Genomic DNA, 26,987 nt, shown 5'->3' with positions numbered 1-26,987 from the left:
AATTTATCTTTTGCTGGAGTGAACCGTGTCTTACCCTGTTGCCCCTTATCCGTTATCTAGCTATACCCGAGCTGCTGATTTTGTGCGTCTTTTAGGCGAGCGTATTGTTATTTTAGACGGTGCTATGGGTACCATGATCCAGCAATACAAACTCACTGAAGAGGACTTTCGTGGTGAGCGTTTTAAAGCGCACCACCGTGATGTACGTGGCAATAACGAGCTGTTGTCTTTAGTGCGTCCCGATATTATTGAAACCATCCATCGCGAGTACTTAGAGTCGGGGGCAGACGTAATCTGTACCAATACCTTTGGTGCCACGGTGGTGGCGCAGGGTGATTACGAGCTGTACGACTTGGGCTATGAGCTTAATGTGGAGGCCGCTCGTATTGCCCGTAAAGTCTGTGATGAGTTTAATACCAAAGGCGATACGCGTTATGTGGCTGGCGTCTTAGGGCCGCAACCCAAAACCGCGTCTATTTCACCTGATGTTAGCGATCCTTCCGTGCGCAACGTTACTTTTGCGCAACTGCGTGATGCCTACACGGAGCAGTTGAATGGGCTTATTGATGGTGAAGTCGATATTATCCTCATCGAAACCATTTTTGATACGCTAAACGCCAAAGCCGCTATTTTTGCGGTAGAAACTGTATTTGAAGAGCGCGGTATACGTTTACCGGTAATGGTTTCAGGCACAGTAACCGATGCCTCAGGTCGTATTTTGTCCGGCCAAACGGTAGAGGCTTTCTGGAACTCTGTGCGTCATGCGCGTCCTGTAACCATTGGGCTGAACTGTGCGTTGGGTGCGGCCTTAATGCGCCCGTACATTGCTGAGTTATCAAAGATTTGTGATAGCTACCTATGCGTGTATCCCAATGCGGGTTTGCCAAATCCCATGGCGGAAACTGGCTTTGATGAAAGTCCTGCCGATACCTCCGGTTTATTGCAAGAGTTTGCGGAATCCGGCTTAGTGAATATGGTGGGCGGCTGTTGTGGTACTACGCCTGAGCACATCGCCGCTATTGTAGAGCAGGTGAAGGATTTACCACGTCGTGAAGTGCCTACTGTACCACTCAAAACACGAGTGTCTGGGTTAGAAGCCTTAAACATTGATGAAGACAGTTTGTTTATTAACGTAGGTGAGCGCACTAACGTCACCGGCAGTAAAGCCTTTTTACGCCTTATACAAAACGAACAGTATGAGGAGGCCTTAGAAGTAGCCCGTCAGCAAGTAGAAAATGGGGCACAAATTATTGATATCAACATGGATGAAGCCATGTTGGATTCTGAGGCCGCCATGACGCGTTTCCTCAATCTGATTGCTTCTGAGCCCGATATCTCTAGAGTGCCTATCATGATTGATAGCTCAAAATGGTCAGTAATTGAAGCCGGTCTGCAGTGTGTGCAGGGCAAAGCCATTGTGAACTCCATTTCCATGAAAGAAGGCGAGGCCGAGTTTATTGAGCACGCTAAGCTATGTAAAAAATACGGTGCCGCCGCCGTGGTGATGGCCTTTGATGAGGTAGGGCAAGCCGATAACTACGAGCGCCGTGTAGAGATTTGTGGTCGTGCTTACGATATTCTAGTCAATGAGGTGGGCTTTCCACCCGAAGACATTATCTTCGATCCTAACGTATTTGCCGTAGCCACCGGTTTAGAAGAGCATAATAACTACGCCTTAGATTTTATTAATGCCATTACGTGGATTAATAAAAATTTGCCACATGCGCGTACTTCTGGGGGGATTTCTAACGTCAGTTTCTCCTTCCGTGGTAATGAAGCCATGCGTGAGGCTATTCATACCGTATTCTTGTACTACGCTATTCGTGAAGGTTTAACGATGGGCATTGTGAATGCGGGTCAGTTAGGTGTGTATGCCGATATTGATCCGGTTCTACGCGATATGGTGGAAGACGTAATGCTAAACCGCAACCCACCTCTTGCCAAAATAGACCCTGATGATGACCGTACGAATACCGAGCGCTTGGTAGAACTCGCGGAAAACGTTAAAGGGGATGGTAAAAAGCGTGAAGAAGATCTGTCGTGGCGTGAGCAAGACGTAGAAGGCCGCTTAGCGCATGCCTTAGTGCATGGTATTACCTCTTTTATTGTGGAAGACACCGAAGAGGTACGTCAAAAAATCGCTGATCGTGGGGGTAGACCTATTGAGGTTATTGAAGGCCCTCTCATGGACGGCATGAACGTGGTAGGCGATTTATTTGGTGAAGGTAAGATGTTTTTACCGCAGGTGGTGAAGTCAGCCCGCGTGATGAAGCAAGCGGTTAATCACCTAGTGCCTTTTATTGAAGAGGAAAAACGCCAAATCGAAGCCGCCGGAGGCGATGTGCGCTCCAAGGGTAAAATCGTGATTGCTACCGTTAAAGGTGATGTGCACGACATTGGTAAAAACATCGTTGATGTGGTGTTGCAATGCAATAATTTTGATGTGGAAAATATGGGCGTGATGGTGCCCTGTGCCGAGATTTTAGCCAAAGCCAAAGAAGTCAAAGCCAACATCGTGGGCTTATCGGGGTTAATTACGCCAAGTCTTGAAGAAATGGCCTATGTGGCATCTGAGATGCAGCGTGACCCCTACTTTAAAGAGCATGATATTCCGTTAATGATAGGGGGAGCGACCACCAGCCGTGTACACACTGCCGTAAAAATTGCCCCAAATTACGATGGGCCGGTGATTTATGTGCCTGATGCCAGTCGCTCCGTAGGGGTGGCTACGCAGCTGATGTCTGAAGAAGCACGTGCGCCTTACTTAGAAGCCTTAAGTAAAGAATATGATTTAGTGCGTGAGCGCCACGCTAATCGTCAGCACACGCCGCTGATATCTATAGAGCAAGCCCGAGCGGACGCACCGAAAATTGATTGGAGCAATTACGTACCACCAAAGCCTAAATTTATTGGTAGACGTTTATTTAAAAATTACGATTTAAGCGATATTTTGAATTACGTGGACTGGACGCCTTTTTTCCAAACCTGGAGTTTATTTGGCCGTTACCCCAAAATCTTAGAAGATGAGGTGGTAGGTGAAGAAGCGAAAAAACTCTTTGCTGATGCCCAAGCCATGCTAAAGAAAATTATCGATGGTCGCTGGTTACGTGCCAATGGCGTGATTGCTTTTTATCCGGCTAATACCGTTAATAACGATGACATTGAAATTTATACTGATGAAAGTCGCACCGAGGTGTTGTTTACGTGGCGTGGCTTACGTCAGCAAACAGAAAAACGCGCTGGCGTAGACAGTAAATGCTTAGCCGATTACATCGCCCCAAAAGAAACGGGCATTGCTGATTACATAGGTATGTTTGCTGTGACCGGTGGCTTAGATATAGAAAAGCATTCTAAGCGTTTCTTAGCTGAAGGTGATGTGTATTCCGATATTATGCTCAAAGCCTTAGGTGATCGATTTGCTGAAGGTTTTGCCGAATGTTTACATGCCAGAGTGCGTAAAGATTTATGGGGCTATGCGCCGGATGAGGACTTAGATAATGAAGCCTTAGTACGTGAAAAGTATCAAGGTATACGTCCGGCACCGGGTTATCCGGCTTGTCCAGAGCATACTGTCAAAGAGGATATGTTCCGCGTGATGCGCTGTGAGGATATTGAGATGTTTTTAACTGAGGGCTCAGCTATGCATCCGGCTTCTAGCGTGTCGGGTTTTTACTTTAGTCACCCTGAGTCTCAATACTTCAGTGTGGGTGACATTGGTGAAGATCAGCTGGCGGATTTCATTGCGCGTAGTGGCCGCGAAGAGTCTGAGGTGCGCCGTGCCTTAGCCTTTGCTTTACGTGATAAATAATAAACGCTTGATATAAGGCATGCGTAAAGTGCTAGGCAATTTTCTTCGTGAGGCACGTGCTCACGTGCAGCCCCAAGATTGGGGCTTGCCGGCGGGTACGCGCCGACGCACACCCGGTTTACGCCGCGAAGAGGTGGCGCAGCTTTGTGCTATCAGCCTGACGTGGTACACCTGGATAGAGCAGGGGCGTGATGTGTCTATTTCTCCAGCTGTGTGTGCTCGTTTAGCCAAAGCATTAAAACTCACACCTGCAGAGCGTAGGTATTTATTTGATTTAGCGGGTTGCACCGATCCAGAAAGTAATACTGCCGTTTTAAAGCCTTTGCCTCAAGGGTTGAGTGATTGTGTGGATCATATTGCCGCACCGGCTTATATATTAGATCGTAGTTGGAATGTACTGGCGCGTAATACGCCATTGGTAGAGCTGTTTGATGGTTGGCCCGATAACAGTACTAAACCCAATTTATTGCGTTATATCTTCTTAGATCCGGCTGCGCGGGGCTTGGTAGTGGATTGGGAGCAGCGTGCACGCCGCGTGGTGGGTGAGTTCAGAGCCGATGTGGGTTCGCACATAGATGAGCCTGAAGTGCGCGCCTTAGTGGTAGAGCTGCAAGAGCACAGCCCTTTATTTACCCAGTGGTGGGGGCGCCAAACGGTCACCGAGCGCGAAGGTGGCGTACGCGAATTCAATCACCCGCAACAAGGGCGGGTGATCTTTCAGCAGTTTACCTTTCGTTTAGCCATCCGTGATGATTGCAAGCTTGTGATGTTATTGCCTAAGCCTTAAGCGGGGTAATAGCAATAGTACGCGCTTTAGGCTCAGGCTGTGATTTGGCTTCTTCAAAGGGCATATCAAAGGCGGTATCACCGTCGGGGTTTTCTTCTCCGGTGAGGCTTAAGCCTTCAAAATCAAACAGCTTTCTATCCATGAGGTGCGAAGGCACCACATCATTTAGGGCGCCAAAGACATTCCAGGTGCGGCCTGGAAATTTCTTATCCCATTCAGCAATCATACGATTGGCTTCTTGGCGTTTCAAATTCTCTTGTGAGCCACATAAATTACACGGAATAATCGGAAATTCGCGTAATTTGGCGTAGGCAATGAGATCTTTTTCTGCCACATAAGCCAGAGGGCGAATCACAATGTGGTCGCCGTTGTCAGATTGCAGCTTAGGCGGCATGGCTTTAAGACGGCCACCATAAAATAAATTCAAAAAGAACGTAGCGATGATGTCGTCGCGATGATGACCCAGTGCAATTTTCGTCGCCCCTAGCTCATTGGCTACACGATATAAAATTCCCCTACGCAGTCGTGAACATAAGGAGCAATAGGTTTTGCCTTCTGGAATAACGCGCTTAACGATAGAGTAAGTGTCTTGCGTTTCTATGTGATAATCCACCCCTAGACTTTCTAAGTACTCAGGCAATATATGATCGGGAAAGCCCGGTTGTTTTTGATCTAGATTGACCGCCACAATATCAAATTGAATAGGTGCACGGGCTTTGAGCTTGAGTAGAATGTCTAGCAGCCCATAGGAGTCTTTACCACCTGATAAACACACCATGACTTTATCGCCATCTTCAATCATATTGAAGTCACCAATGGCCCGACCGGTTTCACGTAATAAACGTTTTTCTAGTTTATTGTTTTCGTGTTTTTGTTTGAGTTCAGCTTGAGTGAGAAATTTGCTTGTGTTGGACATAAGTAGAGTTAACGGTGTAGTTCAATTTCAATGCCAACGGCATCACAGTCAGCAAAGGCTTCGGGTTTGCTAATGCGTAAACGCACGCGTATTACGCTAGGAAATTGTGCTAATAAGGTGTGGGCAGTGTGCTCTATGAGGGTTTCTAATAAATTAACGTGTTGTGCTAAGCAGCAGTCCAAAATGGTTTGGCGCAGTTGCCTGTAATCCAGCACGGTCTCTATGTGATTATCATCGCTGGGCTGGTCCACAACCGTATCAAATTCGGCATCAATATAAATAGGCTGTGTGGCTCGCAATTCATGCTCTAAGATGCCAATGCGCGCGCCTACCGTGAGTTTTTCGAAAAAAATACGACGTACCGTAGGCGTAGGAATAGAGGTGTGGCTAGGGGTAGAGCTGGAAATCATAAAACAAATATATCCAAAATTAAAGTAGGCTAACGTCACGCTGTAAGCCAAGCAGATGTTGGCCGCCATCCACCACGATAAAACTACCAGTAATGCTGGGTGTATTTGCTACGTAAAGCACAGTGTTACAAATATCATCAGCACTACTGCTTTGCGCTAAGAGTGACAATTTATGCGTACGCTCAAAGTCTTCAGCACTTTGTAAATGGCTAGGTAAGGTTAAGCCGGGCGCAACACCTACTACTCGTACATGAGGCGCTAAAGCTTGAGCCATCATAATAGTGGCTGATTTTAACGCCGCTTTGCACAAGGTATAAGAGAAAAAGTCAGGATTGTAGCCCCAAAGCTTTTGATCCAGCATATTTATGGCAACAGCTGGCGAGTTTTGTGGTTTTTGTGCGGCTAAGGCTTGCGTTAATTGCAGGGGAGCCACCAAATTTGTGCCTAAGTGCTGTTGTAAACAATCCGCTGAAAAATCAGCCGCGCTATCGTATTCAAAGAGGGCGGCATTATTCACCAATAATGTCACCACTCCCATGCTTGCTATCACCGCTTCCATCAGATGTTTACCAGCATCTGGGCGTTGGAGATCGGCACAAAAAAGTTCGCAATGTTGTCCTAACGCCTTAACTTCAGCCGCGGTTTGTCGCGCTTCGCACTCGGAAAAGTGATAATGCAAGGCAATATCCCATCCTTCATTCGCTAAGGCTAAGGCAATGGCCTTGCCTAAGCGTTTAGCACCGCCAGTAACTAAGGCTGTTTTAGTGAGGAGTTGATTTTGAGTCGTCATTGATAATTAATTCGTATTCATCGGCAGCAGCAGCGGCTAGTTGCACTTCGTAGCAACGCAGCTCATCACGGCGAAACACATGGATTGCTACAGTATCACCGGCGGTATATGCGTTAAGTAATGTGTCTAATTGCTTAGCAGAACTAATGCGCAAACCGTCTATAGCCACCAGCTCATCTCCGGCGGATAAACCGGCCGCATGAGCGGCGCCATGCTCATAAACCGTGGCAATGTGTTGCTCTTTGAGACGTACATTTAATACGGGAGCAGTGCTTGGTTTCTTTGATTTTAGGCTGATGTTATGTAGAGCAAATAGCTCATTCAAAGGCGGATCTTCACGGCCTTCGGCACAATTACGAATTAACTCAGAGCAATCCACGCCCGTGGCTTCTACTATAAGCGCAGGCATAGCATCCTCAGGTACGCCTACTGGGTTACCTTGATAAAAATCAACACCGTAACGTTGCCACATTAGGCGCATCACATCATCTAAACTGTGTTTTTTATCACTTTGATGCTGTATGTGTAAATCCAAAGCCAATGCCACCAACGCCCCTTTGCTGTAATAGCTCACTAAGGCATTGGGGGAGTTTTCATCTTGTTTGTAAAACCGTGTCCACGTATCAAAAGAGCTTTCGGCAGTGGATTGTTTATGTCTACCGCCAGTACGTTGTACCATGCTGATGACTTTAGCTTGGCGATCTAAAAAGGTTTGCTGGTCAATCACGCCAGAACGCCACAGCATGAGCTCATCGTAGTAAGAGGTAAAGCCTTCAAATACCCAAAGCAGTTTGGTGTGGTTTTCACGTAGTAAATCATAAGGAGCAAAAGCAGCGGGTTTAATACGCTTTACATTCCAAGTGTGAAAATACTCATGACTCACTAAACCTAAGAAATCTTGATAACCCTTGGTTTTTGTTGTTTTATCGCTATGGATAGTGGGTAAGTCGGCGCGTGAAGTCATTAAAGCCGTAGAGCTGCGATGCTCTAAACCACCGTAACCATCAGCAGTAATCATGGTCATAAACACATAACGATCAGAGCTATCTAAGAATGGCACTTTTTTGGTTTCTGGCTCAAACAGTTCTATTTGTGCGGCACAAATCTTTTTTACATCGGCAGCAATACGAGCCAAGTCTAAATTGGGTGCCACACCAGTAAACACCAGTTCATGTCTAGCACCGTACACTTCAAAATCAATAACTTGTGGTGTACCTATTTCAAAAGGATGATCTATAAACGCATCGTAATTAGGCGCTATATACACTCCACCCACATCAGTGGCTTTTGATTCAGGCAGGCTGGTGTATGCCTTCCAGTCGGGTTTATTTGCGGGCAGAGTTAAGTGTAATTGGCAAGGCTGCTCTTCTTGACCTATTACGCCTAAAAACACACTGGTACCATTAAAAAAAGCATGGCTATCATCTACGTGTGCACTGCGTACGGATAAATCCCAAGCATAGACCACGTATTCAATAGTTAAAGGTCCCTCGCAGGGCGCGCATTGCCATTCGTGATTTGCCACTTTGGTTATGCAGATAGGCTTAGCGCTTTGTGTATTAAAAGCCTGTATGCTCTCTATTTGACGGCTGAAATCACGTAACAAATAGCTGCCTGGAATCCAAGCGGGCAAAAACAGTTTTTGACCTTGTGGGTCTGGCTGGGGAATACTTAGGCTTAGGTGCAAGCGGTGACCGTTTAGATCGTCAAAACGAAGGGTATATAAAATAGCATTATCTTGTGTCATAGTTTTCATTTTACAAATAATCGGAGGCAGTGTGAGTGAATCTTTAGTGTTAGTGGAAACCCACGGCAAGGTAGCGGTAATTACCTTAAATCGTCCTAAAGCCTTAAATGCATTAAATAATGCATTGATAGCAGAGTTGGCAGCAGAAGTCCGTAAGTTTGAAGCAGATCCCGCAATCAGTGTGATGATTTTAACGGGTAATGGAAAGGCCTTTGCGGCTGGCGTAGATATTGAGGCGATGAAAGATTGGAGTTATAGCGATGTGTATAACGACGATTACTTAGGGGGCGATTGGCAATATTTACGCCGTTTGCGTAAACCACTGATTGCCGCAGTAGCGGGGTATGCCTTGGGTGGCGGCTGTGAATTAGCCATGCTGTGCGATATTATTATTGCCGCTGATAATGCCCGTTTTGGTCAGCCTGAAATTAAGCTTGGCATTATGCCAGGCTATGGGGGTACGCAGCATCTAACTCGAGCTGTAGGACGCGCTAAAGCTATGGATTTAATCCTCACAGCCCGCACCATTAAAGCAGAGGAGGCCGATGCTATAGGTTTAGTGTCGCGCGTTGTGCCCACTGAAAAACTGATGGCTGAAGCCATGGATACCGCCCAAACCATAGCAGCTATGTCTTTACCATCTGTAATGATGGCCAAAGAGAGCATTCATAGAGCTTATGAAAGTGGTTTAACAGAAGGCTTGATTTTTGAACGTAGAAACTTTCATGCTTTGTTTGCTACCGAAGATCAAAAAGAAGGTATGGCTGCATTTGTAGAAAAACGTCAACCCCAGTTTAAAAATAAATAATAATTTTAATATAGGGTGAAACCCTTGTGGCTTGGGGCGTTAGCTAGGGTTTTCCATGGTGTTTTTGGTGGTTTTTATGAAGATTTTGGCGTTGTTTGTTGCACACAGTGCAAAACATATTTGCTTGTTGCAAAATAATAACGCTATACTTCATGGGCTTAGGACTGGCGGCCTACGTTTTTTTAATGCGCTTTTTAAAGGTTTTGTAAGGGAGTATTAAGTATGCAGCCAGTTGCAAATCAAACAGAAACAGAGACTAAAGCCATTGTACTTACAGCAGAGCAAAGGCAGCGCTTAGCGCGCCGATCCTCTTTGGGTATTGTGCAAGTGTTAGGTGCGCAAGCACTATTAGCTTTAGTTGTCACCCTATTTTCATGGTGGTTAGGTGGTATAAATGCAGCGGGCTCCGCTGTAATAGGCGCGGGAGCTTATTTTATACCAAATGCTGTTTTTGCCTTACGGCTACTATTAGGCTTGTTAGGCGGCGGTAACGCTGATGCAACTTCATTTTTTTGGGGTGAGGCATTTAAGCTGGGTACTGCCACTGCCTTATTAGGTCTTGCGGCTTGGCAATTTCATGACTGGTTAGTCTGGCCTGCTTTGTTGTTTGGTTTAATAGGCGTTTTAAAGGGATACGTAGTGCTGCTTGCTTTTGGCAAGCTGCCTTAATCGTGGGCTCATAAAGCCTCTAACACAAGGGTAATTAAAGATGGCTGCTGCTAGTACTAATTCGCCTCAGTCAGATTACATACAGCATCACTTAGTTCATTTGAACAACATCGGTGAGAAGCAAGATGTAATCGCTAATTTTAGCGTTATCAACTATGACTCCATTTTCTGGGCGTTGTTAACGGGTTTTATCGCCATCTTCGTTATGTACCGTGCTGCGCGTGCAGCCACTACAGGTGTGCCTGGCCGTTTTCAAGTCGCTATTGAGATGCTTGTAGACTGGGTAGAAGATCAGGCTAAGTCCATTGTGCATAACGATGACTCACGTAAGTATGTGGCCCCATTAGCACTGACTGTGTTTTTATGGGTCATCTTAATGAACGTGCTTGACTTGCTACCTGTGGATTTGCTGCCCTGGACATTCCAGGTAACAGGCTTGGGAGCAGAGGCGGGTGATCCGTTATATAACCACCGTATACTACCTACGGCTGATTTAAACATTCCTATGGGAATGTCACTATCTGTGCTTTTATTGACGCTTTATTACGGCATTAAAATTAAAAAGCCAGGTGGATTTGTAAAAGAACTTTTTGCTGCGCCCTTCTCTTTTGGTGGGATCGCAGGTGTATTACTCTCACCGTTTAATCTTCTCCTCAATCTCATCGAGTACGGCGCTAAAACCGTATCATTAGGTATGCGATTGTTTGGTAATATGTTTGCCGGAGAATTAGTATTTATGCTTATCGCCTTACTAGGTGGTGCATGGACAGGGTTTAATGGAGCAAGCATTGGCTTGGGTGTTGGCCATATATTGGCTGGTTCTGTATGGGCTATTTTCCATATCTTAATCATACTCTTGCAGGCTTTTATCTTCATGATGCTAACACTGGTATATATCGGTCAGGCACACGAAGGCCATTAATCTAATTCCGGTTTTTGGTCTGGTCGCCAAAACCGGGAGGCAGAATTCCTCTGCTAAGCCGTTTTTTTATAACTTTGAACTCATAAGATTTTTAACCAAGGAGTTGTCATGACCAACGTTGCTTTCGTTGCCCTTGCTTGCGGTATTATCGTCGGTCTGGGTGCGTTTGGTGCCAGTATCGGTATTGCTCTAATGGGTGGTAAATACCTAGAAGCATCTGCTCGCCAGCCAGAATTAATGAACGCATTGCAAACCAAAATGTTCCTATTAGCAGGTCTGATTGATGCGGCCTTCCTAATTGGTGTTGGTATTGCCATGTTGTTTGCGTTTGCTAACCCATTTGTAGGTTAATTGCTGCGCGGGTTCGCCGCTGCCCCTAAGGCGGACAGGCAGTCGTAAGCGGTGCTCATTATTTTGTAATGCGCCGCTAGCGGCTTGATTAGAAGGTGTCAGGTGGCTTTTACGCCGGACACGAGTGGTATATAAGGGAAACGACCGTGAATTTAAACGCGACTCTCTTTTTTCAGATGATCGTGTTTTTCGTCTTAGCTTGGTTTACGATGAAATTCGTATGGCCACCTTTGACCAAAGCACTCGATGATCGTCGCCAGAAAATTGCTGATGGTTTAGCTGCAGCTGAAAAAGGCAAAGCTGACCTAGCACAGGCTCAGGCACGAATCAGTCTGATGGAAGCATCCGCAAAGTCTGATAACCATTCGCGCTTAGCTGATGCTGAAAAGCAAGCAGCAGCGCTAATCGAACAGGCTCGCCACGAGGCAGAAGCGGAAAAAGCACGCATTATTGCGCAGGCTCAACAAGAAGCTGGCCAAGAGGTGCTACGCTTACGCGATACATTGCGTGGCGATGTGGCCGTATTGGCAGTGAAAGGCGCGGAGCAGATTTTGCAACGCGAGGTTGACTCCAAAGCGCATGCCGAGCTGCTTGAGCAGCTTAAGGCTCAACTTTAATCTGAAGGCAGGCCATGGCTGAACTATCGACTATTGCCAGACCTTACGCCGAGGCTCTATTTGCGGCTACACGCAATGAAGAAACGCTAGAGCAGTGGTCGGCCCTGTTGTCCGAAATGGCTCAGGTGGCCGCTCACCCAGAGGTTAGAGAAACCCTAGCAGCACCAGGGCTCACTAGCCAACAGCGTTATGAGCTTTTTGCTGGTCTGATGAAAACCCCGCTTTCCGACAAAGCGCGGAATTTTCTTGAATTGCTAATTAGCAACGAGCGCTTATTGCTCTTGCCTGAAATTACTGAGCAATTTGAGGTTTTAAAACACCAACTCGAAGGCATTGAGGTGGCGCATATTACTAGCGCCTACGAGTTAAGTCCTGAGCAAATCAACGAACTTGTTGTTGGGCTCGAAAAGAAGTTTGGCTTAAAACTCAAACCCAATGTGACCGTTGACGCTGCTTTGATCGGTGGTGTACGCGTAATGGTTGGTGACCAAGTACTAGACACTTCCGTGCAGGCCCAGCTGGCCCGCATGCGCGACACACTGGCAGCTTGATCGCAGGCCAGATTATAGGATTCCAGGAGTCTGAACATGCAACTTAACCCGTCTGAGATCAGCGAACTGCTAAAAAGCCGAATTGAAGGCTTAAGCGTGTCCACAGACGTTCGCACCCAAGGCACGGTGGTATCCGTGACCGACGGTATTACTCGCATTCACGGTTTATCCGATGTAATGCAAGGCGAAATGCTCGAGTTTCCCAACAACGTCTTCGGTCTAGCGCTCAACTTAGAGCGTGATTCCGTAGGTGCTGTTATTTTAGGTGAGTACGTAGGCATTTCCGAAGGCGACCCTGTTAGAACAACAGGTCGTATTCTTGAAGTACCCGTGGGCCCAGAATTACTAGGCCGTGTGGTTGATACTTTAGGAAACCCCATTGATGGCAAAGGTGCAATCAATGCGGCACAAACTGATGTGATTGAGAAAGTTGCCCCCGGGGTAATTGATCGTCAATCCGTTGATGAGCCACTGCAAACAGGTATTAAAGCCATTGACTCAATGGTTCCTATTGGGCGTGGTCAGCGTGAGCTTATCATTGGTGACCGCCAAACAGGTAAAACGGCTGTAGCGGTAGATACCATCATTAACCAAAAAGGCAAAAACGTAAAATGTATTTACGTTGCTGTGGGTCAAAAAGCATCCACTATCAACAACGTATTGCGTAAGCTCGAAGAGCATGGCGCAATGGAATACACCACTATTGTGGCGGCACCAGCCTCTGATTCCGCTGCCATGCAGTACTTAGCCCCTTATGCGGGTTGTACTATGGGTGAGTATTTCCGCGATCGCGGTGAAGACGCACTGATTGTATTTGATGACTTAACTAAACAAGCGTGGGCATATCGCCAAGTGTCTTTGTTGCTACGTCGTCCTCCAGGGCGTGAAGCTTACCCCGGTGATGTGTTCTACTTACACTCTCGTCTACTAGAGCGTTCTGCTCGTGTAAGCGCTGAGTACGTAGAGAAATTTACTGAGGGTAAAGTCAAAGGTAAAACCGGTTCGTTAACGGCATTACCTATAATTGAAACCCAAGCGGGTGATGTGTCAGCTTTCGTTCCCACTAACGTAATTTCAATTACAGACGGTCAGATTTTCTTAGAAACTGACTTGTTCCACGCGGGTGTGCGTCCTGCTATTAATGCGGGTATTTCGGTATCACGTGTTGGTGGTTCTGCACAAACGAACATCATGAAGAAAATGTCAGGCGGTATTCGTACTGACTTGGCGCAGTACCGAGAGCTTGCCGCTTTTGCGCAGTTTGCCTCTGATCTAGACGAAGCCACTCGTCGTCAGTTAGAGCGTGGGCGTCGTGTTGTAGAGCTACTCAAGCAGCCTCAGTACGTCACACTGCCCGTATGGGAAATGTCCGTTGCTCTATTCGCTATCAACAATGGTTATTTCGATGACCTAGAGGTTGAGCAGGTATTGTCATTTGAAAAAGCGCTTAAAGATTCGTTACGCAGTAAAAATGCTGATTTAGTTAAACGCATTACTGATGAAAATAAACTCAGTAAAGAAGATGAAACTGAATTGAAAGCTGCTATCGAAGACTTTAAAAAGAACGGCGCATTCTAATTCATAGGCACGTTGACTGAGCCTGCTTAGGCAGGCTCAACAATGCCTTTACAGGAAAGTGTGATGGCCGGAACTAAAGAGATTCGTACAAAGATCAAAAGCGTGCAAAACACGACGAAGATCACTAAAGCCATGGAGATGGTAGCTGCATCTAAAATGCGTAAAGCACAAGAACGCATGCATGCAGGCCGTCCTTATGCAGCCAAGGTGCGCCAAATTGCAGCACACTTGATGCAAGCACACCCTGAGTACTCACACCCCTACATGGTGGAGAGCGAAAAGCTCAAAGCGGTAGGAGTCGTGTTAGTTAGTACAGATAAAGGGTTGTGTGGTGGTTTAAACACAAATATTTTTCGCTTGGTACTAAGCCGTTTACGTGAATTTGCAGAACAAGGGGTGGAGGTGCAAAGCACAGCCTTGGGTAGCAAAGGGGCTTCAACCCTAGTACGCGTAGGTGCAAATTTAGTATCACAAGAAGTCCAGTTAGGCGATGAGCCAAATTTATCACGTTTAATTGGCGCAGTAAAAGTACAGCTAGATGATTACATGGATGGCAAGATTGATGCCGTTTACTTAGCTACCAGTCGCTTTGTAAACACCATGAGACAAGAGCCCACATTTATTCGTCTTTTACCCTTACCTACAGGTCTTGAGGATCCATTTCAAGAAGGTAAAGACGAGGCTGCAGAAGCGGCTTTAGAAGTAAATAAATCTGAGTATGGCTGGGATTACATCTATGAGCCTGACGCTAAAACTGTGATTGATGAGCTTTTACAGCGTTATGTTGAAGGCCTGGTCTATCAAGCAGTAGCAGAAAATATGGCCTCAGAACAATCCGCGCGTATGGTTGCTATGAAATCCGCATCCGATAACGCCGGTAAAATCATTGACGAATTACAGTTGGTTTACAACAAAACTCGTCAGGCGGCTATTACTAAAGAAATTTCTGAAATTGTGGGGGGAGCCGCTGCGGTTTAATTATTTCCGCAAGGCTTACCGTATACGTTATTAAGCAAGGACTAAACATGAGCAACGGTACCATCGTTCAGTGCATCGGCGCCGTGGTGGATATTCAGTTCCCCCGCGACAGCATCCCTAAAGTTTACGACGCACTCGAACTTGCAGATGCAACCTCAAAATTTGCCGAGGAAAATTTAATATTTGAAGTACAGCAGCAATTAGGTGATGGCGTAGTGCGCACCATTGCTATGGGTTCCAGTGATGGTTTGCGTCGTGGTATGAGCGTAACCAGCACAGGTAAGCCTATTTCTGTACCTGTGGGTGAAGGCACCTTAGGTCGTATTATGAACGTGTTAGGTCGTCCTATCGACGAAGCTGGCCCGATCAAAAGTGATGAGCTGCGTTCTATTCACCAGTTAGCGCCTAAGTTTGATGAGTTATCGCCTTCAGTAGAACTACTCGAAACCGGCATTAAAGTGATTGACTTGGTTTGCCCTTTTGCTAAGGGTGGTAAAGTTGGTCTATTTGGTGGTGCGGGTGTAGGTAAAACAGTAAACATGCTTGAGCTCATTAACAACATCGCTAGACAGCACAGTGGTTTATCTGTGTTCGCTGGCGTGGGTGAGCGTACGCGTGAAGGTAATGACTTCTATCACGAGATGATAGAAGCTGGCGTAATTAATCTAGAAGACATTAGTGAGTCTAAAGTTTCCATGGTGTTCGGGCAGATGAATGAACCTCCAGGAAACCGTTTACGTGTAGCGCTATCTGGTCTAACCATGGCTGAAAAATTCCGTGACCAAGGCTTAGATGTATTGTTCTTCGTAGATAATATTTATCGATATACGCTAGCTGGTACAGAGGTTTCTGCGCTATTAGGTCGTATGCCATCAGCAGTAGGGTATCAGCCTACACTAGCTGAAGAAATGGGTAAGCTCCAAGAGCGTATTACCTCCACTAAAACTGGTTCTATTACGTCTATTCAAGCCGTATACGTACCCGCGGATGACTTAACTGACCCATCTCCTGCTACTACGTTCTTGCACTTAGACTCTACGGTTGTATTGTCACGTGATATTGCAGCCTTAGGTATTTATCCAGCGGTTGACCCACTTGACTCCACAAGCCGTCAGTTAGATCCGCAAATTGTAGGTGAAGAGCACTATAGCGTAGCCCGTGGCGTACAAGAAACCTTGCAGCGCTACAAAGAATTACGCGATATTATTGCTATTCTTGGTATGGATGAGTTGTCTCCAGAAGATAAGCTTATCGTGTCTCGCGCTCGTAAAATTCAGCGTTTCTTGTCACAGCCATTCCACGTAGCCGAAGTCTTTACGGGTGCACCTGGTAAGTTTGTATCGTTGGCTGAAACACTACGTGGTTTTAAAATGATTGTTGATGGCGAGTGTGATGCTTTGCCTGAGCAAGCGTTTTATATGGTTGGTGGTATTGACGAAGCCTTCGAGAAAGCGAAAAACCTCTAATCTAATTAAGGATTAATTCATGGCTATGCTTCAAGTTGACGTCGTTAGTGCAGAAAAATCCATGTTCTCTGGTGAGGCCAAATTTGTGGTTTTACCTGGAGAATCCGGTGAGCTAGGTATTTTGCCTGGGCACACACCTTTGATTTCTCGCATTCGTCCGGGTACCATGAAAATCGAATTAGCCGACGGCAGCGAAGAGCTTATCTTCGTTGCTGGTGGTATTCTCGAAGTTCAGCCCGGTAAGGTTGCGGTGTTATCAGATACTGCGATTCGCGCTGCTGATTTAGATGAGCAAAAAGCACTTGAGGCACGTAAACATGCCGAAGATGCTTTACGCAATACTAAAGGTAAAGCAGATATTGCAGCCGTAGAAGCTGAGTTAGTTATGTTAGCTGCTCAAGCAGAAGCTGCACGTAGATTTAGCAAAGTATCACGTCATTAATTTGATGTAATCTTGTAAAAATAGGCGCCATTAGGCGCCTATTTTTTGTGTAAGTTTTTTGTATAGTTATTTAGTATTACGTATATTTACCTAAGCCTTCACTGCATTTTTACGTAAATTACGCATGGTATCACTTAAGCAATATTTCTATGATGTTTAGGCAAATAGAAATATAATATTAAGGAGAGATAACCATGCAAAGTATAACTCGTACCGTATTATTAATAGATCAATCAAGCCAGTGGGCGTTGGGTTTTGCTGGCGCCTATAAAAATATTCGGGTACAAACCAGAGCCTTTGAGCCACTATTAACCGGAGACTCTGTTGAGCAAGGTTTGCGTCAATGGGCTGTAAGTCTATTAAATTATGATTTAGCTTTAGTGGCGGTAAGTCCCACTAACTTATCTTGGATACGTAGCCAGTTGCACTACGCACGCAGTTATTTAAATACGCCTATCTTAGCTGTAGTAAAAAATTTACAACCCATCGCGATTCAAGATGTTTTAGATGCGGGGGCCGCTGATTTCATCATAGATCATAACTTCATAACAGAGCTTCCCATTCGTGTTAAGCTTTTGCAGCAGCGTTTTAAAAAGTCGCTGCACTATGAGTCACAGCCTTTAGTTACGCAGTTAGAGGCGGCTGAAAGTATAGAAAATCAGCTTTTACTTAAAGAAGATGCCACTTCTTTAGATGCTTATACCGCTGCTGTGGCATCTAGATATGCCTCAAAGGGTCATCCTTTCCAGCAGGCTAAAAATTCGGTGGTGCAGCGTTTTGAAACCGCTTATATACGTGCCGCTTTAGTACGTAATCAAGGCAATATTACACGCGCTGCGCGTACCGCCCAAAAGCATAGGCGCTCGTTTTGGGAGCTTATGCGTAAACACAATATTGATGCTGACATTTACCGGGTTTCTGCCTGCCCAGATCAGCTATCAATCCGTTAAAAAAAGCAGGCATAGATAACTTAGGAATTGTCGTGTCATTACCTCAGCTTAAAAACGATATTTTGTTGCGCTCTTTGTTGCGCGAGCCAGTTCCCTATACGCCGGTTTGGCTAATGCGCCAAGCCGGACGCTATTTACCCGAGTACCGCGCCACACGCGCTGAAGCGGGCTCCTTTATGGGGGTAGCACAAAACAAAGAGTATGCGTGTGAGGTAACTTTACAACCTTTACGCCGTTTTGATTTAGACGCTGCTATTTTATTTTCTGATATTTTAACCATTCCTGATGCCATGGGTTTAGGTTTGGATTTTGTGCACGGTGAAGGTCCGCAATTTGCGCATCCACTACGCACTGAAGAAGATGTGAAGCGTTTAACCGTGCCGGATATGTCAAAATTGCAGTATGTGTTTGATGCTGTAGATTTAATTCGCAAAGAATTAGATGGCAAAGTGCCTTTGATTGGTTTTGCGGGTAGCCCCTGGACCATTGGTTGCTACATGGTTGAGGGCCAAGGCTCCAAAGATTACCGTTTAATCAAAGGCATGATGTATGGCCGTCCAGATCTAGTGCATCACATTTTAGAAATTAACGCTCAAACCACCATTCAATACCTCAACGAGCAAATCAAAGCCGGCGCTCAAGCGGTAATGATTTTTGATAGCTGGGGTGGTGTGATGGCCGATACGCTCTTCCAAGAGTTTTCTTTGCATTACACCAAAAAGGTAGTTGATGGCCTAATCCGTAACCATGAAGGCAATCGTGTGCCGGTAGTAGTGTTTACCAAAGGCGGCGGTCAGTGGCTAGAAGACATCGTAGAATGTGGTGCTGATGCCTTAGGTTTAGATTGGACCGTTAACATGACAAACGCACGTAAGCGTTTAAATAATCGTGTGGCCTTACAAGGCAACATGGATCCCATGGTTATGTTTGGTGGTGAAGAGGCGGTGCGTCGTGAAGTGCGCCGTGTGATTGATGACTTTGGTCCCGTTACAGCCGGTAGTGGGCATGTGTTTAACTTTGGTCATGGTATTTCGCAGTTTACGCCTCCAGAGATGGTTGAAGTGTTAGTTAATGAGGTGCATAGTTATAGCGCTAAAATGCACCAAAACTAAGGCGAAATATGCCTAAACACTGGCTTCGAGTGGCTCTAGATGTGCCATTACCTGGGTTGTTTGATTACTATCACTCTGAGCCAGTGGCTGTGGGGCTACGCGTACTTGTTAGTTTTGGTAGGCGTAAACTCATTGGTATGGTCATAGAAACACCGGAGCAGCCTGAGTTTGATGCGGCAAAGGTGAAGGCCATAGAAAGAGTGCTAGATGATGTAGCACCCATGCCTGCAGAGTGGTTAGCTTTAGCCGCTTTTGCAGCAGCTTATTACCAACGCCCTTTAGGTGAGGTGGTCATGCCACCTCTACCAGGGCCTTTGCGTAAACCTGTAGCGTATACGGGGAAGCGGGCCGATGGTGGTCCAGTAGCACGGCTTAGAAAACGTCATAATAAAAAAGCAGTTAAGTCTACTAAAACGACCAAAACCGTTAAAAAAGCAGGCTATAGGGCGCCTGTATTAAATGATCAACAGCAATACGCAGTAGATACTATTGCCGCTAATATCACAGCAGGTGCTAGGCGTTACTTGTTATACGGTATTACCGGCAGTGGTAAAACTGAAACTTATATGCAGGTTGCCTTACAGGTTTTGGCAACGGGTAAGCAGGTGCTGTTTATGGTGCCTGAAATTAATTTAACTCCACAGTTTGCAAAAAGCTTAAGCCAACGTTTGGTAAATGCAGAAGGGCAACCCTACAGCATTGCCGTGATGCATAGCGGTTTAGCAGATGGTAAGCGCTTGGAGTCTTGGCTGCAGGTAGCCAAGGGTAGAGTACAGGTGCTTTTAGGTACCCGCATGTCTATTTTTGTACCTACGCCAAATTTAGGTCTTATTATTGTGGATGAAGAGCATGATAGCTCTTATAAGCAGCAAGATGGTTTGCGTTATTCAGCTCGTGATTTAGCGATTTGGCGCAGCCAGCAATTACAAATACCCGTAGTCTTAGGTTCTGCTACGCCTTCTTTAGAGAGTTGGTATCATGCCCAAAATGGCAATTATCAGCTCCTAACATTATCACAACGTGCCACTGCTATGGCGTTGCCCACCATTAAACTGGTAGATACACGACGGGCACAACTTGAACAGGGGTTATCGCCACAGTTTATTACCGCCTTAGAGCAAGTATTAGCCGCAGGTCAACAATCGTTGATATTCATTAATAGACGAGGCTACGCCCCGGTGTTGCATTGCGGGTCTTGCGGCTGGCTCAGTGAATGTACGCATTGCTCAGCTTATGCCGTACTGCATAAAGGGCGCCGGCATTATATGCAGTGCCACCATTGTGGTACACAAAGCCCGGTGGCTAAACACTGTCCGGACTGTGGTGATATAGATTTAAAGCCTATGGGGCAGGGCACACAACGAGTGGAAGAGTTTTTAGCTGAACGCTTTCCCACCGCGCGAGTTTTGCGTATTGATGCCGATAGCACACGGCGTAAAGGTAGTGCTGAAGCCTTGTTTGCTCAAGTGCACGCCGGTGAAGTAGATATACTAGTGGGTACGCAGATGGTATCTAAAGGCCATGACTTTAGCAATTTGGCCTTAGTAGGGGTTCTTAATGCCGATACCATGTTGTTTGCTCAAGATTTTCGTGCGCCAGAGCGTTTATTTGCGCAGTTAATGCAGGTGGCCGGACGGGCTGGGCGTCACCGTGAAGGGGCTACTGTGTTAGTACAAACCGACTTTCCTGATCAAGCCGTTTATCAAGCTCTGTTAAAGCATGATTATGAGTTGTTTGCTACTCATGAGTTACAACAGAGGGAAGCGGTGGGTTTGCCACCGTATGCGTATTTGGCTCTGATCACTGCTGAAGCCAAATCCATCGATGCCGCTTTAGCTTTTTTACAGCAAGCCAAAGAGTGGGCGCAGCACCCCGATATGCCAGGTGGCGATAAGGTGTTGCTTTACGATGCTGTGCCACTACGCATTGTGCGTGTGGCAAATGTAGAGCGGGCACAACTACTTATAGAAAGCCAAAGTAGGGTGGCTTTACAAGCTTTTTTGCGAGTTTGGGGTGGGCAGTTAGATCCTTTAGCCAAGTACCATCGTTGTAAATTTATCTTAGAAGTGGATCCACAGGATATTTAAATGTCTTCTTTAGCCTTAAACCCAGCACAGCGTGAAGCCGTGTTGTATCTGGATGGGCCAGCTTTGGTATTAGCGGGTGCCGGTAGTGGTAAAACGCGGGTGATTACACAAAAAATTGCTTATTTAATTGAATCGTGTGGTTATAGTGCCCGCCATATTATTGCGCTCACCTTTACCAATAAGGCGGCCAAAGAAATGACAGAACGCGTGCAAGATTTAATTGATAAGCGTATGACTAAAGGTTTAACGGTTAGCACCTTTCATTCTTTAGGCTTAAAAATACTACGCGAAGAGGCTGAGGCCGCCGGCTTAAAGCCACGGTTTTCTATCATGGATTCCAATGATAGCTTAAGCATAATCCAAGAAATCTTAGCGACCACTGATAAAGGGCGCTTACGTGCGGTACAACAAGATATTTCTTTATGGAAAAATGCCCTCCTGAGTCCTGATGCTGCTGCCCAAGCAGTACTCACCCCCAGTCAAGCGGAATCGGCCAAGGTGTATCGTAGTTATGATGAAACCTTGCGTGCTTATCAAGCGGTGGATTTTGATGATTTGATTCGCTTGCCCACTCAGCTTTTAGAAAAAAACGAAGTGGTGCGCGCTCGTTGGCAGGCGCGGGTGCATTATTTACTTGTGGATGAGTATCAAGATACCAATGCTTGTCAGTATAGGCTTGTGCAAGCGCTAGTGGGCGATAGAGCCATGTTTACCGCAGTAGGGGATGACGATCAAGCCATTTACGCTTGGCGTGGCGCCACCGTAGAAAATTTGCAGCAGTTAGCCGTAGACTATCCCCATTTAAAGCTGATTAAATTAGAGCAAAATTATCGTTCCTCACAGCGTATTTTAGAAACAGCAAATAATGTGATTGGCCATAATCCGGTCGTATTTGGAAAAAAACTTTGGTCAGATTTAGGTTTAGGTGAAGGTATAGTTATTAAAGATTGTGATGACGAGCAGGCAGAATCACAGTGGGTAGGCATTAGTTTATCGGCTGAAAAATTTGAGCGTAAATGTAAATGGGGTGATTTTGCCGTGCTGTATCGCAGTAATCAGCAAGCGCGTTTAATTGAACAGCAGCTGCGTGATTTACGCATTCCATATGTGATGAGTGGTGGCCAAAGTTTTTTTGATAAAGCAGAAATTCGCGATATCTTGGCTTATATACGCTTAATTGCTAATCATGACGATGATCCCGCCTTTATACGCGCTGCCACTACGCCACGACGAGGCATAGGCCAGGCTACCTTAACGCAGCTAGGAGAGGTGGCCATGGCACAGCAATTATCTATGTTTGAAGCCATTGATGTGATTGCGCTTACCCATAGATTAGCACCTAGGCAGCTGAAACCATTACAAGTTTTTGCGGAATTTATTAGCCGTTTGCGTATTAAAGCAGAGAGAACTGGACGTGAAGGCGCTGCCGTCTTAGATGAGTTGGTTTCAGCGATTAATTACGAAGGCTATTTATACGATGTGTTTGATGATAAGCCTGCTTTATCACGTTGGCAAAACGTCTTAGAAATGATTGACTGGTTGAAAAGTAAAGCTGAATACGATGAGATGAGTTTATTAGACCTATCACAGCATGTGGCTTTGATTACTATGCTTGAGCGTAATGACAAAGACGATGAAATCGATGCAGTCCATTTATCTACTTTACACGCTGCTAAAGGCCTAGAGTATAGGCATGTGTTTTTGATCGGAGTTGAAGAGGGTCTATTGCCGCATTTAGGCCGTGATGACGAAGACATTCCGGTAGGGCAAGAAGAAAGCGTAATGACGCAACGCATCCAAGAAGAGCGTAGGCTGATGTACGTGGGTATTACGCGAGCGCAACGCAGTTTACGTTTAAGTTGGTGCAAACGTAGACGCCGAGGTAAAGAATATACCGTGCGTGAGAGATCTCGTTTTATTACTGAAATGGGCTTAGCAGAAACAGCAATAGTTGAGGCAGCAACTGCTCATGTGAGCCCCAAAGAACGTTTGTCTATGCTGAAGGAACTATTGAAAAAAAACCCATAGATAATAAAAAAGCCATGTTCAATTACATGGCTTGCTTTTCATTTTAGTACTAAGGTGTACTAGATACGATAATGTGCACGTAGACGCACTTCTTCTTTGCGCGCTTCGTAAATTGACTCCGATACTGCAACTATATACTTACCAATGGAAGCAGCTACTTTCCTTAAACGTGATTTAGATGCTTGTGGCAAAGAACTTGCAGATACGGATGGGGTATTTAAATCTGCAGATAATGTAGACATATAAACCTTTAATTAGTTGATTAACTTAATCTATTAGACTTTTTATCTAATTTGACAATAACTCTATTATAGGGTTTTCCCTAGCTGTTAGTCAAGGGTAAACCCTAGTAGGAGAACCATATGGCAGAAAACATGAAGTTATTGTGGCAAAAAGGCCATGGGCCCATACAACACAGTAAAGAAACCCAAAATTTAATCGCTCAGCTGGCTCAACAGTTAGTGCATGCGGGCAAACAACCTAATGTAGAAGCGGTCTATGAAAAACTGATTGCTCTAGATCACCTAACTGCGGCAGCTATGTGGTTAGTGGTGCATATGACCTATGCAAATAAAGTGCGTCTAGATGGCTCAGACTTAGAAAGCGTTGACTTTAAAGTCACTCCTGAGGGACATACGGGGGGTGCCTTAAACATGGTGCCAGCTTACGCGGCTTATATGGCGCTAAATAGCTTAACGGGTGAAACCCGTGCTTGGGTAATGGGCCAAGGCCACAGTGTGGCAGCCATTGAGGCGGTAAATGTCTTATTAGAAAATCTACACCCCGAACAAGCGCAACGCTATGGCTCTAAGCAAAGTGGTGAATTAAATGAAGCAGGTTTAAATCGTCTTTTAACTGATTTTTACGGTTATGAGATGGCGGCAGATGGTTCTGCAGCTGCACCTTTAGGTAGTCATGTGAATCCACATACTGCTGGCGGTGTGATTGAAGGCGGTTATTTAGGTTTTGCGGAGCTGCAATACGCGCATATGCCATTGCCCGGTGAGAAATTAGTCACCTTTTTATCTGATGGCGCTGCTGAGGAGCAACGTGGTAGTGATTGGATACCGCGTTGGTGGCGTGCCGAAGATTCTGGGGCGGCCTTGCCTATTATGATCGCGAATGGCCGCCGCATTGAGCAGCGTACGCAAATGGGAACTTTAGAAGGTTTGAGTGGTTTTATAGATCATCTTAAAGGTTGTGGTTTTGATCCCATCGCCTTTGATGGCCGTGATCCGGCCATGTTTGTATATACCCTATGGGAAATGGAGCAGCGTTTAGCGCAGCGTGAGTTAGCGCTTCAAGCCGGTAAGATGTCTTACCCGTTGTCTATTCCTTATGGTATTGCTCATACCACTAAAGGCTTTGGCTTTTATGGTGCCGATGAAAATGCCGCACATAATTTGCCTCTACCAGCTAATCCCCATAAAGATGCTGAGTCCAGAGCGCTTTTTAATCAATACGCTAAACCCTTATGGGTAGAGCCTTCTACCTTAAAGCAAAGTTTGGCTCTACTCAAAACGCACAGCACGCAGCAGCGCGTTTTAGAACGTGATACACCTTTGGCAAATCGTAATCCTCAAGCTGCGGTCTTACCTGAGATGCATTTTGTGGCTGAAGGCACTGTGAATAGTCCTATGGCAGCCATCGATAAATATTTTGTTGAGCTGGTGCAAAAAAACCCAGAGCTACGCCCGCGCGTGGGTAATCCCGATGAGCTCGCTAGTAATAAACTCACTACTGTGCTTAAAACCTTAAAACATCGTGTGAGCCAACCTGAAAGTGAAAATGAGTCAGTGTACGGTGACATCATTACGGCCTTGAATGAAGAGGCCGTGGTGTCGGCGTGTATAGGCAATCAGGGTGGGCTTAATTTAGTGGCCAGTTATGAGGCCTTTTGTGTGAAGATGTTAGGAGCATTGCGTCAGCGTATTATTTTTGCGCGTCAACAAAAAGAAATAGGCCGTCCAGCACAATGGTTAAGCTGGCCGGTAGTTGCCACTTCACACACATGGGAAAACGGTAAAAATCAGCAATCGCACCAAGATACGACCTTTGCCGAAGCTTTATTAGGGGAAATGAGCGATGTATCACGCGTGTTATTTCCCGCTGATTACAACAGCCTTATGGCATTGTTGCCTACTATTTATAGCAGCAGAGGGCAAATAGCTTGTTTGGTGGTGGCTAAACGCGATCGTCAGGTTTATTTCTCGGCTGAGCAGGCTCAACATTTGGCAACTGAAGGATTTTGTGTGGTCGCTGAGCAGGCAGGAGAAAAGCCCGTGCAGCTACTCGCTAATGGTAGTTATCAGCTAGAGCAGATGTTGAAAGCCGCTGCACGTCTTAAAGAACGTGGTTGTGCTTATAGGTTGATTTATATACAAGAGCCCGGCCGAGTACGCCTAGCGCGTGATAATTATGAGCAGGAGCAGGTGCACAGTGTTGAACACATTGCTGAAACCTTTAGTCCACATAATTACGAACACAGCGTGGCCTTAACGCATATGCGTCCAGAGATATTTAAGGGGCACTTGCATCATTTAATGCCACAAGCGCACAGCAAGGTGCTAGGCTATATTAACCGGGGAGGCACATTGGATGAGTTTGGTATGCAATTTACAAATAAAGCCACGTGGGCGCATGTATTGCAAGCCTATGCCCAGTCTACGGGTACTGAGTTGTCTCAATACCTTAGCCTTGAGGAGGCTAATGCCGTATTGGGCATAGGTAAGCCGTTAGATTTGGCTAAGTAACTTAGTAATGGTTATCTTAACGCGCGTCTTCAATCATATAAAGAATAGCGGAGCGTAAGTCTTCGTCAGAGGCGTTCATCGCTGTGCCACGTGGTGGCATAGCGCCTTTGCCTGAGATGGCAAGCTGCAGCATGGTGTCTAGACCGGTATCCATATAAGGTTTCCAGTCAGCGCTGTCACCAATTTTAGGTGCACCTGCTACGCCAGTGCCATGACAGGCAAAACAAGAGGCATTGTAGAGCTCTTTACCTACATCTAATTGCTCTTGGGTGGCGGCCGGAATAGCGGCGGCGGAAGCGTCAGCCGTGGCAGTTTCTGCAGAAGCTACTTCGGTAGCTGCAGCACTACTATTAGCATCAGCGACTTCTGTTTCGGTACTTTCTGTAGCAGGAGCAGCGGCTTGAGCACCGTCTTCACCCGGCTCAGCATAGCCTGCACCCGCTTCATTAGCCATATACACCATGGCGCGCTCTACTTCTAAGTCATCAAGTGAAGGGTTGCCACCTTTAGCAGGCATAGCTCCTCTACCATTTAAGGCCACATTCAGCATGTCTTCGTAACCAGCAGCAATGAAAGGAGCCCAAGCCGCTTCGTCTCCAAACTTAGGAGCTCCCGCTACACCGGTGGCATGACAGGTAGTGCAAGTGGCTTCGTAAACTTCTTTACCGGTTTTAAGCGGAGCGTCTTCTTCAATTACTTGCAAAGCAAAACTAGCTACAGGTTGTAGGCGGCTTGCAACCCCTTCAGAGGTATCTACGCGCGATTTACCGGTGCGTAAGTCGTTAGTTTGGGAATTGATATAAAACATAATCCCCCCCGCCACGACCATAAAAATAATCGCTATGATAAAAATCGTAAGCGGATTACTGATGGCTACTGATTGGTTGTCTTTTTGAGAGTTTTTTTCCGTAAGGCTCATAGTCGGATCCTGCGAATTCGTACTAAGTGGGCTGGCGGACCACCGTGAAAAGCACTATGGGGGCCGCAAGATTATAAGTTATGGTATGTACCAAAGTGTGATTATAGCGAACTATCTGCTTTCTGGGGTATAGTGCATAAGGTTTGATTTTATTAATCAGAAATTAAACTCAACAAAATTAATTTTACCGGTTAAAATGGTAAGTTAGGCGCCCGTAGTTCAATGGATAGAATTAGAGTTTCCGAAGCTCTCGATACAGGTTCGATTCCTGTCGGGCGCGCCATATCGAAGTATATTA

Annotated in this window: 23 protein-coding genes and 1 tRNA gene; 18 read left to right on the top strand and 6 right to left on the bottom strand. The window is 45.9% G+C overall.

Annotation, left to right across the window (positions count from 1 at the left end; translation table 11 throughout):
- Positions 1 to 25 precede the first annotated feature (25 nt).
- Both metH and AC2UZJ_RS04890 read left to right on the top strand, forming a co-directional pair.
- Positions 26 to 3,808 carry a methionine synthase gene (metH, locus tag AC2UZJ_RS04895; protein WP_486949008.1) on the top strand — a complete coding sequence of 1,261 codons (3,783 nt, stop codon included), beginning with the start codon at positions 26 to 28 and terminating at the stop codon, positions 3,806 to 3,808.
- Between the two features lie 19 nt (positions 3,809 to 3,827).
- Positions 3,828 to 4,595, top strand: coding sequence for a helix-turn-helix transcriptional regulator (locus AC2UZJ_RS04890; protein WP_486949007.1), 768 nt, complete (start codon positions 3,828 to 3,830; stop codon positions 4,593 to 4,595).
- Here the strand turns inward: AC2UZJ_RS04890 and ttcA are convergent.
- The 4 genes from ttcA to AC2UZJ_RS04870 are packed head-to-tail and all read right to left on the bottom strand — an operon-like array spanning position 4,585 to position 8,458.
- The gene (gene ttcA, locus AC2UZJ_RS04885) at positions 4,585 to 5,511 is read right to left on the bottom strand and encodes a tRNA 2-thiocytidine(32) synthetase TtcA (protein ID WP_486949006.1); all 927 of its coding nucleotides are present in this window, start codon (positions 5,509 to 5,511) and stop codon (positions 4,585 to 4,587) included. The two genes, AC2UZJ_RS04890 and ttcA, sit on opposite strands and share 11 nt — an antisense overlap.
- Positions 5,512 to 5,519: 8 nt before the next feature.
- Positions 5,520 to 5,921 (bottom strand): dihydroneopterin aldolase, encoded by a 402-nt coding sequence (locus tag AC2UZJ_RS04880; protein WP_486949005.1) that lies wholly within the window; start codon positions 5,919 to 5,921, stop codon positions 5,520 to 5,522.
- 19 nt (positions 5,922 to 5,940) lie between these two features.
- A complete protein-coding gene (locus AC2UZJ_RS04875) occupies positions 5,941 to 6,711 on the bottom strand; it encodes an SDR family oxidoreductase (protein ID WP_486949004.1) in 771 nt (256 codons plus the stop codon).
- Positions 6,683 to 8,458: a M61 family metallopeptidase gene (locus tag AC2UZJ_RS04870; protein ID WP_486949003.1), complete on the bottom strand. Its 1,776-nt coding sequence runs from the start codon at positions 8,456 to 8,458 to the stop codon at positions 6,683 to 6,685. Before AC2UZJ_RS04870 ends, AC2UZJ_RS04875 begins: the two co-directional genes overlap by 29 nt.
- 31 nt (positions 8,459 to 8,489) lie before the next feature.
- Here AC2UZJ_RS04870 and AC2UZJ_RS04865 point away from each other — a divergent pair, with 31 nt between their 5' ends.
- From AC2UZJ_RS04865 to AC2UZJ_RS04800, 14 genes are all read left to right on the top strand, one after another.
- Positions 8,490 to 9,266, top strand: coding sequence for an enoyl-CoA hydratase (locus AC2UZJ_RS04865; protein WP_486949002.1), 777 nt, complete (start codon positions 8,490 to 8,492; stop codon positions 9,264 to 9,266).
- Positions 9,267 to 9,488: 222 nt separating this feature from the next.
- Entirely contained in the window at positions 9,489 to 9,935 is a 447-nt protein-coding gene (locus AC2UZJ_RS04860; RefSeq protein ID WP_486949001.1) for an ATP synthase subunit I, read from the top strand.
- Between the two features lie 40 nt (positions 9,936 to 9,975).
- Positions 9,976 to 10,857 (top strand): F0F1 ATP synthase subunit A, encoded by an 882-nt coding sequence (gene atpB, locus AC2UZJ_RS04855; protein WP_486949000.1) that lies wholly within the window; start codon positions 9,976 to 9,978, stop codon positions 10,855 to 10,857.
- 108 nt (positions 10,858 to 10,965) lie between these two features.
- Entirely contained in the window at positions 10,966 to 11,208 is a 243-nt protein-coding gene (gene atpE / locus AC2UZJ_RS04850; RefSeq protein ID WP_077734422.1) for a F0F1 ATP synthase subunit C, read from the top strand.
- Positions 11,209 to 11,354: 146 nt separating this feature from the next.
- Positions 11,355 to 11,825 (top strand): F0F1 ATP synthase subunit B, encoded by a 471-nt coding sequence (locus AC2UZJ_RS04845; protein WP_486948999.1) that lies wholly within the window; start codon positions 11,355 to 11,357, stop codon positions 11,823 to 11,825.
- A gap of 14 nt (positions 11,826 to 11,839) precedes the next feature.
- On the top strand, positions 11,840 to 12,376 hold the full coding sequence (locus AC2UZJ_RS04840) for a F0F1 ATP synthase subunit delta (protein ID WP_486948998.1): 537 nt from the start codon (positions 11,840 to 11,842) through the stop codon (positions 12,374 to 12,376).
- Positions 12,377 to 12,412: 36 nt separating this feature from the next.
- A complete protein-coding gene (atpA, locus tag AC2UZJ_RS04835) occupies positions 12,413 to 13,954 on the top strand; it encodes a F0F1 ATP synthase subunit alpha (protein ID WP_486948997.1) in 1,542 nt (513 codons plus the stop codon).
- Positions 13,955 to 14,017: 63 nt separating this feature from the next.
- Complete coding sequence (gene atpG, locus AC2UZJ_RS04830) at positions 14,018 to 14,932, top strand: F0F1 ATP synthase subunit gamma (protein WP_486949266.1); 915 nt, start codon at positions 14,018 to 14,020, stop codon at positions 14,930 to 14,932.
- A 47-nt stretch (positions 14,933 to 14,979) separates the two neighbouring features.
- The gene (atpD, locus tag AC2UZJ_RS04825) at positions 14,980 to 16,398 is read left to right on the top strand and encodes a F0F1 ATP synthase subunit beta (RefSeq protein ID WP_486948996.1); all 1,419 of its coding nucleotides are present in this window, start codon (positions 14,980 to 14,982) and stop codon (positions 16,396 to 16,398) included.
- Between the two features lie 19 nt (positions 16,399 to 16,417).
- Positions 16,418 to 16,840 carry a F0F1 ATP synthase subunit epsilon gene (locus AC2UZJ_RS04820; RefSeq protein ID WP_486948995.1) on the top strand — a complete coding sequence of 141 codons (423 nt, stop codon included), beginning with the start codon at positions 16,418 to 16,420 and terminating at the stop codon, positions 16,838 to 16,840.
- 194 nt (positions 16,841 to 17,034) lie between these two features.
- Positions 17,035 to 17,790 (top strand): hypothetical protein, encoded by a 756-nt coding sequence (locus AC2UZJ_RS04815; protein WP_486948994.1) that lies wholly within the window; start codon positions 17,035 to 17,037, stop codon positions 17,788 to 17,790.
- 32 nt (positions 17,791 to 17,822) lie between these two features.
- A complete protein-coding gene (gene hemE, locus AC2UZJ_RS04810) occupies positions 17,823 to 18,902 on the top strand; it encodes a uroporphyrinogen decarboxylase (RefSeq protein ID WP_486948993.1) in 1,080 nt (359 codons plus the stop codon).
- Positions 18,903 to 18,910: 8 nt separating this feature from the next.
- Complete coding sequence (locus AC2UZJ_RS04805; protein WP_486948992.1) at positions 18,911 to 20,989, top strand: primosomal protein N'; 2,079 nt, start codon at positions 18,911 to 18,913, stop codon at positions 20,987 to 20,989.
- A complete protein-coding gene (locus tag AC2UZJ_RS04800) occupies positions 20,990 to 23,017 on the top strand; it encodes a UvrD-helicase domain-containing protein (protein ID WP_486948991.1) in 2,028 nt (675 codons plus the stop codon).
- 59 nt (positions 23,018 to 23,076) lie between these two features.
- On the opposite strand, the gene AC2UZJ_RS04795 is transcribed toward AC2UZJ_RS04800, so the two are convergent.
- Positions 23,077 to 23,259 carry a hypothetical protein gene (locus tag AC2UZJ_RS04795; RefSeq protein WP_486948990.1) on the bottom strand — a complete coding sequence of 61 codons (183 nt, stop codon included), beginning with the start codon at positions 23,257 to 23,259 and terminating at the stop codon, positions 23,077 to 23,079.
- Positions 23,260 to 23,379: 120 nt separating this feature from the next.
- Between AC2UZJ_RS04795 and AC2UZJ_RS04790 the strand changes: the two genes are divergently transcribed.
- On the top strand, positions 23,380 to 25,770 hold the full coding sequence (locus AC2UZJ_RS04790) for a phosphoketolase family protein (RefSeq protein WP_486948989.1): 2,391 nt from the start codon (positions 23,380 to 23,382) through the stop codon (positions 25,768 to 25,770).
- Between the two features lie 16 nt (positions 25,771 to 25,786).
- On the opposite strand, the gene AC2UZJ_RS04785 is transcribed toward AC2UZJ_RS04790, so the two are convergent.
- A complete protein-coding gene (locus AC2UZJ_RS04785; RefSeq protein WP_486948988.1) occupies positions 25,787 to 26,689 on the bottom strand; it encodes a c-type cytochrome in 903 nt (300 codons plus the stop codon).
- Between the two features lie 208 nt (positions 26,690 to 26,897).
- Between AC2UZJ_RS04785 and AC2UZJ_RS04780 the strand changes: the two genes are divergently transcribed.
- Positions 26,898 to 26,972: transfer RNA gene (locus tag AC2UZJ_RS04780), tRNA-Arg, on the top strand.
- Positions 26,973 to 26,987 lie beyond the last annotated feature (15 nt).

It is taken from the genome of Paenalcaligenes sp. DL 309, assembly GCF_057475285.1.
This window is presented reverse-complemented; position numbering and strand designations above follow the sequence as displayed.

What these genes read in the sequence shown, in the direction of transcription:
- atpD (WP_486948996.1), top strand. Translation starts at nt 14,980, where the DNA reads ATGAGCAACGGTACCATCGTTCAGTGCATCGGCGCCGTGGTGGATATT.
- atpB (WP_486949000.1), top strand. Translation starts at nt 9,976, where the DNA reads ATGGCTGCTGCTAGTACTAATTCGCCTCAGTCAGATTACATACAGCAT.
- AC2UZJ_RS04890 (WP_486949007.1), top strand. Translation starts at nt 3,828, where the DNA reads ATGCGTAAAGTGCTAGGCAATTTTCTTCGTGAGGCACGTGCTCACGTG.
- AC2UZJ_RS04860 (WP_486949001.1), top strand. Translation starts at nt 9,489, where the DNA reads ATGCAGCCAGTTGCAAATCAAACAGAAACAGAGACTAAAGCCATTGTA.
- atpE (WP_077734422.1), top strand. Translation starts at nt 10,966, where the DNA reads ATGACCAACGTTGCTTTCGTTGCCCTTGCTTGCGGTATTATCGTCGGT.
- atpG (WP_486949266.1), top strand. Translation starts at nt 14,018, where the DNA reads ATGGCCGGAACTAAAGAGATTCGTACAAAGATCAAAAGCGTGCAAAAC.
- AC2UZJ_RS04805 (WP_486948992.1), top strand. Translation starts at nt 18,911, where the DNA reads ATGCCTAAACACTGGCTTCGAGTGGCTCTAGATGTGCCATTACCTGGG.
- AC2UZJ_RS04790 (WP_486948989.1), top strand. Translation starts at nt 23,380, where the DNA reads ATGGCAGAAAACATGAAGTTATTGTGGCAAAAAGGCCATGGGCCCATA.
- atpA (WP_486948997.1), top strand. Translation starts at nt 12,413, where the DNA reads ATGCAACTTAACCCGTCTGAGATCAGCGAACTGCTAAAAAGCCGAATT.
- AC2UZJ_RS04840 (WP_486948998.1), top strand. Translation starts at nt 11,840, where the DNA reads ATGGCTGAACTATCGACTATTGCCAGACCTTACGCCGAGGCTCTATTT.
- AC2UZJ_RS04880 (WP_486949005.1), bottom strand. Translation starts at nt 5,921, where the DNA reads ATGATTTCCAGCTCTACCCCTAGCCACACCTCTATTCCTACGCCTACG.
- AC2UZJ_RS04815 (WP_486948994.1), top strand. Translation starts at nt 17,035, where the DNA reads ATGCAAAGTATAACTCGTACCGTATTATTAATAGATCAATCAAGCCAG.
- AC2UZJ_RS04795 (WP_486948990.1), bottom strand. Translation starts at nt 23,259, where the DNA reads ATGTCTACATTATCTGCAGATTTAAATACCCCATCCGTATCTGCAAGT.
- AC2UZJ_RS04820 (WP_486948995.1), top strand. Translation starts at nt 16,418, where the DNA reads ATGGCTATGCTTCAAGTTGACGTCGTTAGTGCAGAAAAATCCATGTTC.
- AC2UZJ_RS04875 (WP_486949004.1), bottom strand. Translation starts at nt 6,711, where the DNA reads ATGACGACTCAAAATCAACTCCTCACTAAAACAGCCTTAGTTACTGGC.
- AC2UZJ_RS04870 (WP_486949003.1), bottom strand. Translation starts at nt 8,458, where the DNA reads ATGACACAAGATAATGCTATTTTATATACCCTTCGTTTTGACGATCTA.
- ttcA (WP_486949006.1), bottom strand. Translation starts at nt 5,511, where the DNA reads ATGTCCAACACAAGCAAATTTCTCACTCAAGCTGAACTCAAACAAAAA.
- AC2UZJ_RS04785 (WP_486948988.1), bottom strand. Translation starts at nt 26,689, where the DNA reads ATGAGCCTTACGGAAAAAAACTCTCAAAAAGACAACCAATCAGTAGCC.
- AC2UZJ_RS04800 (WP_486948991.1), top strand. Translation starts at nt 20,990, where the DNA reads ATGTCTTCTTTAGCCTTAAACCCAGCACAGCGTGAAGCCGTGTTGTAT.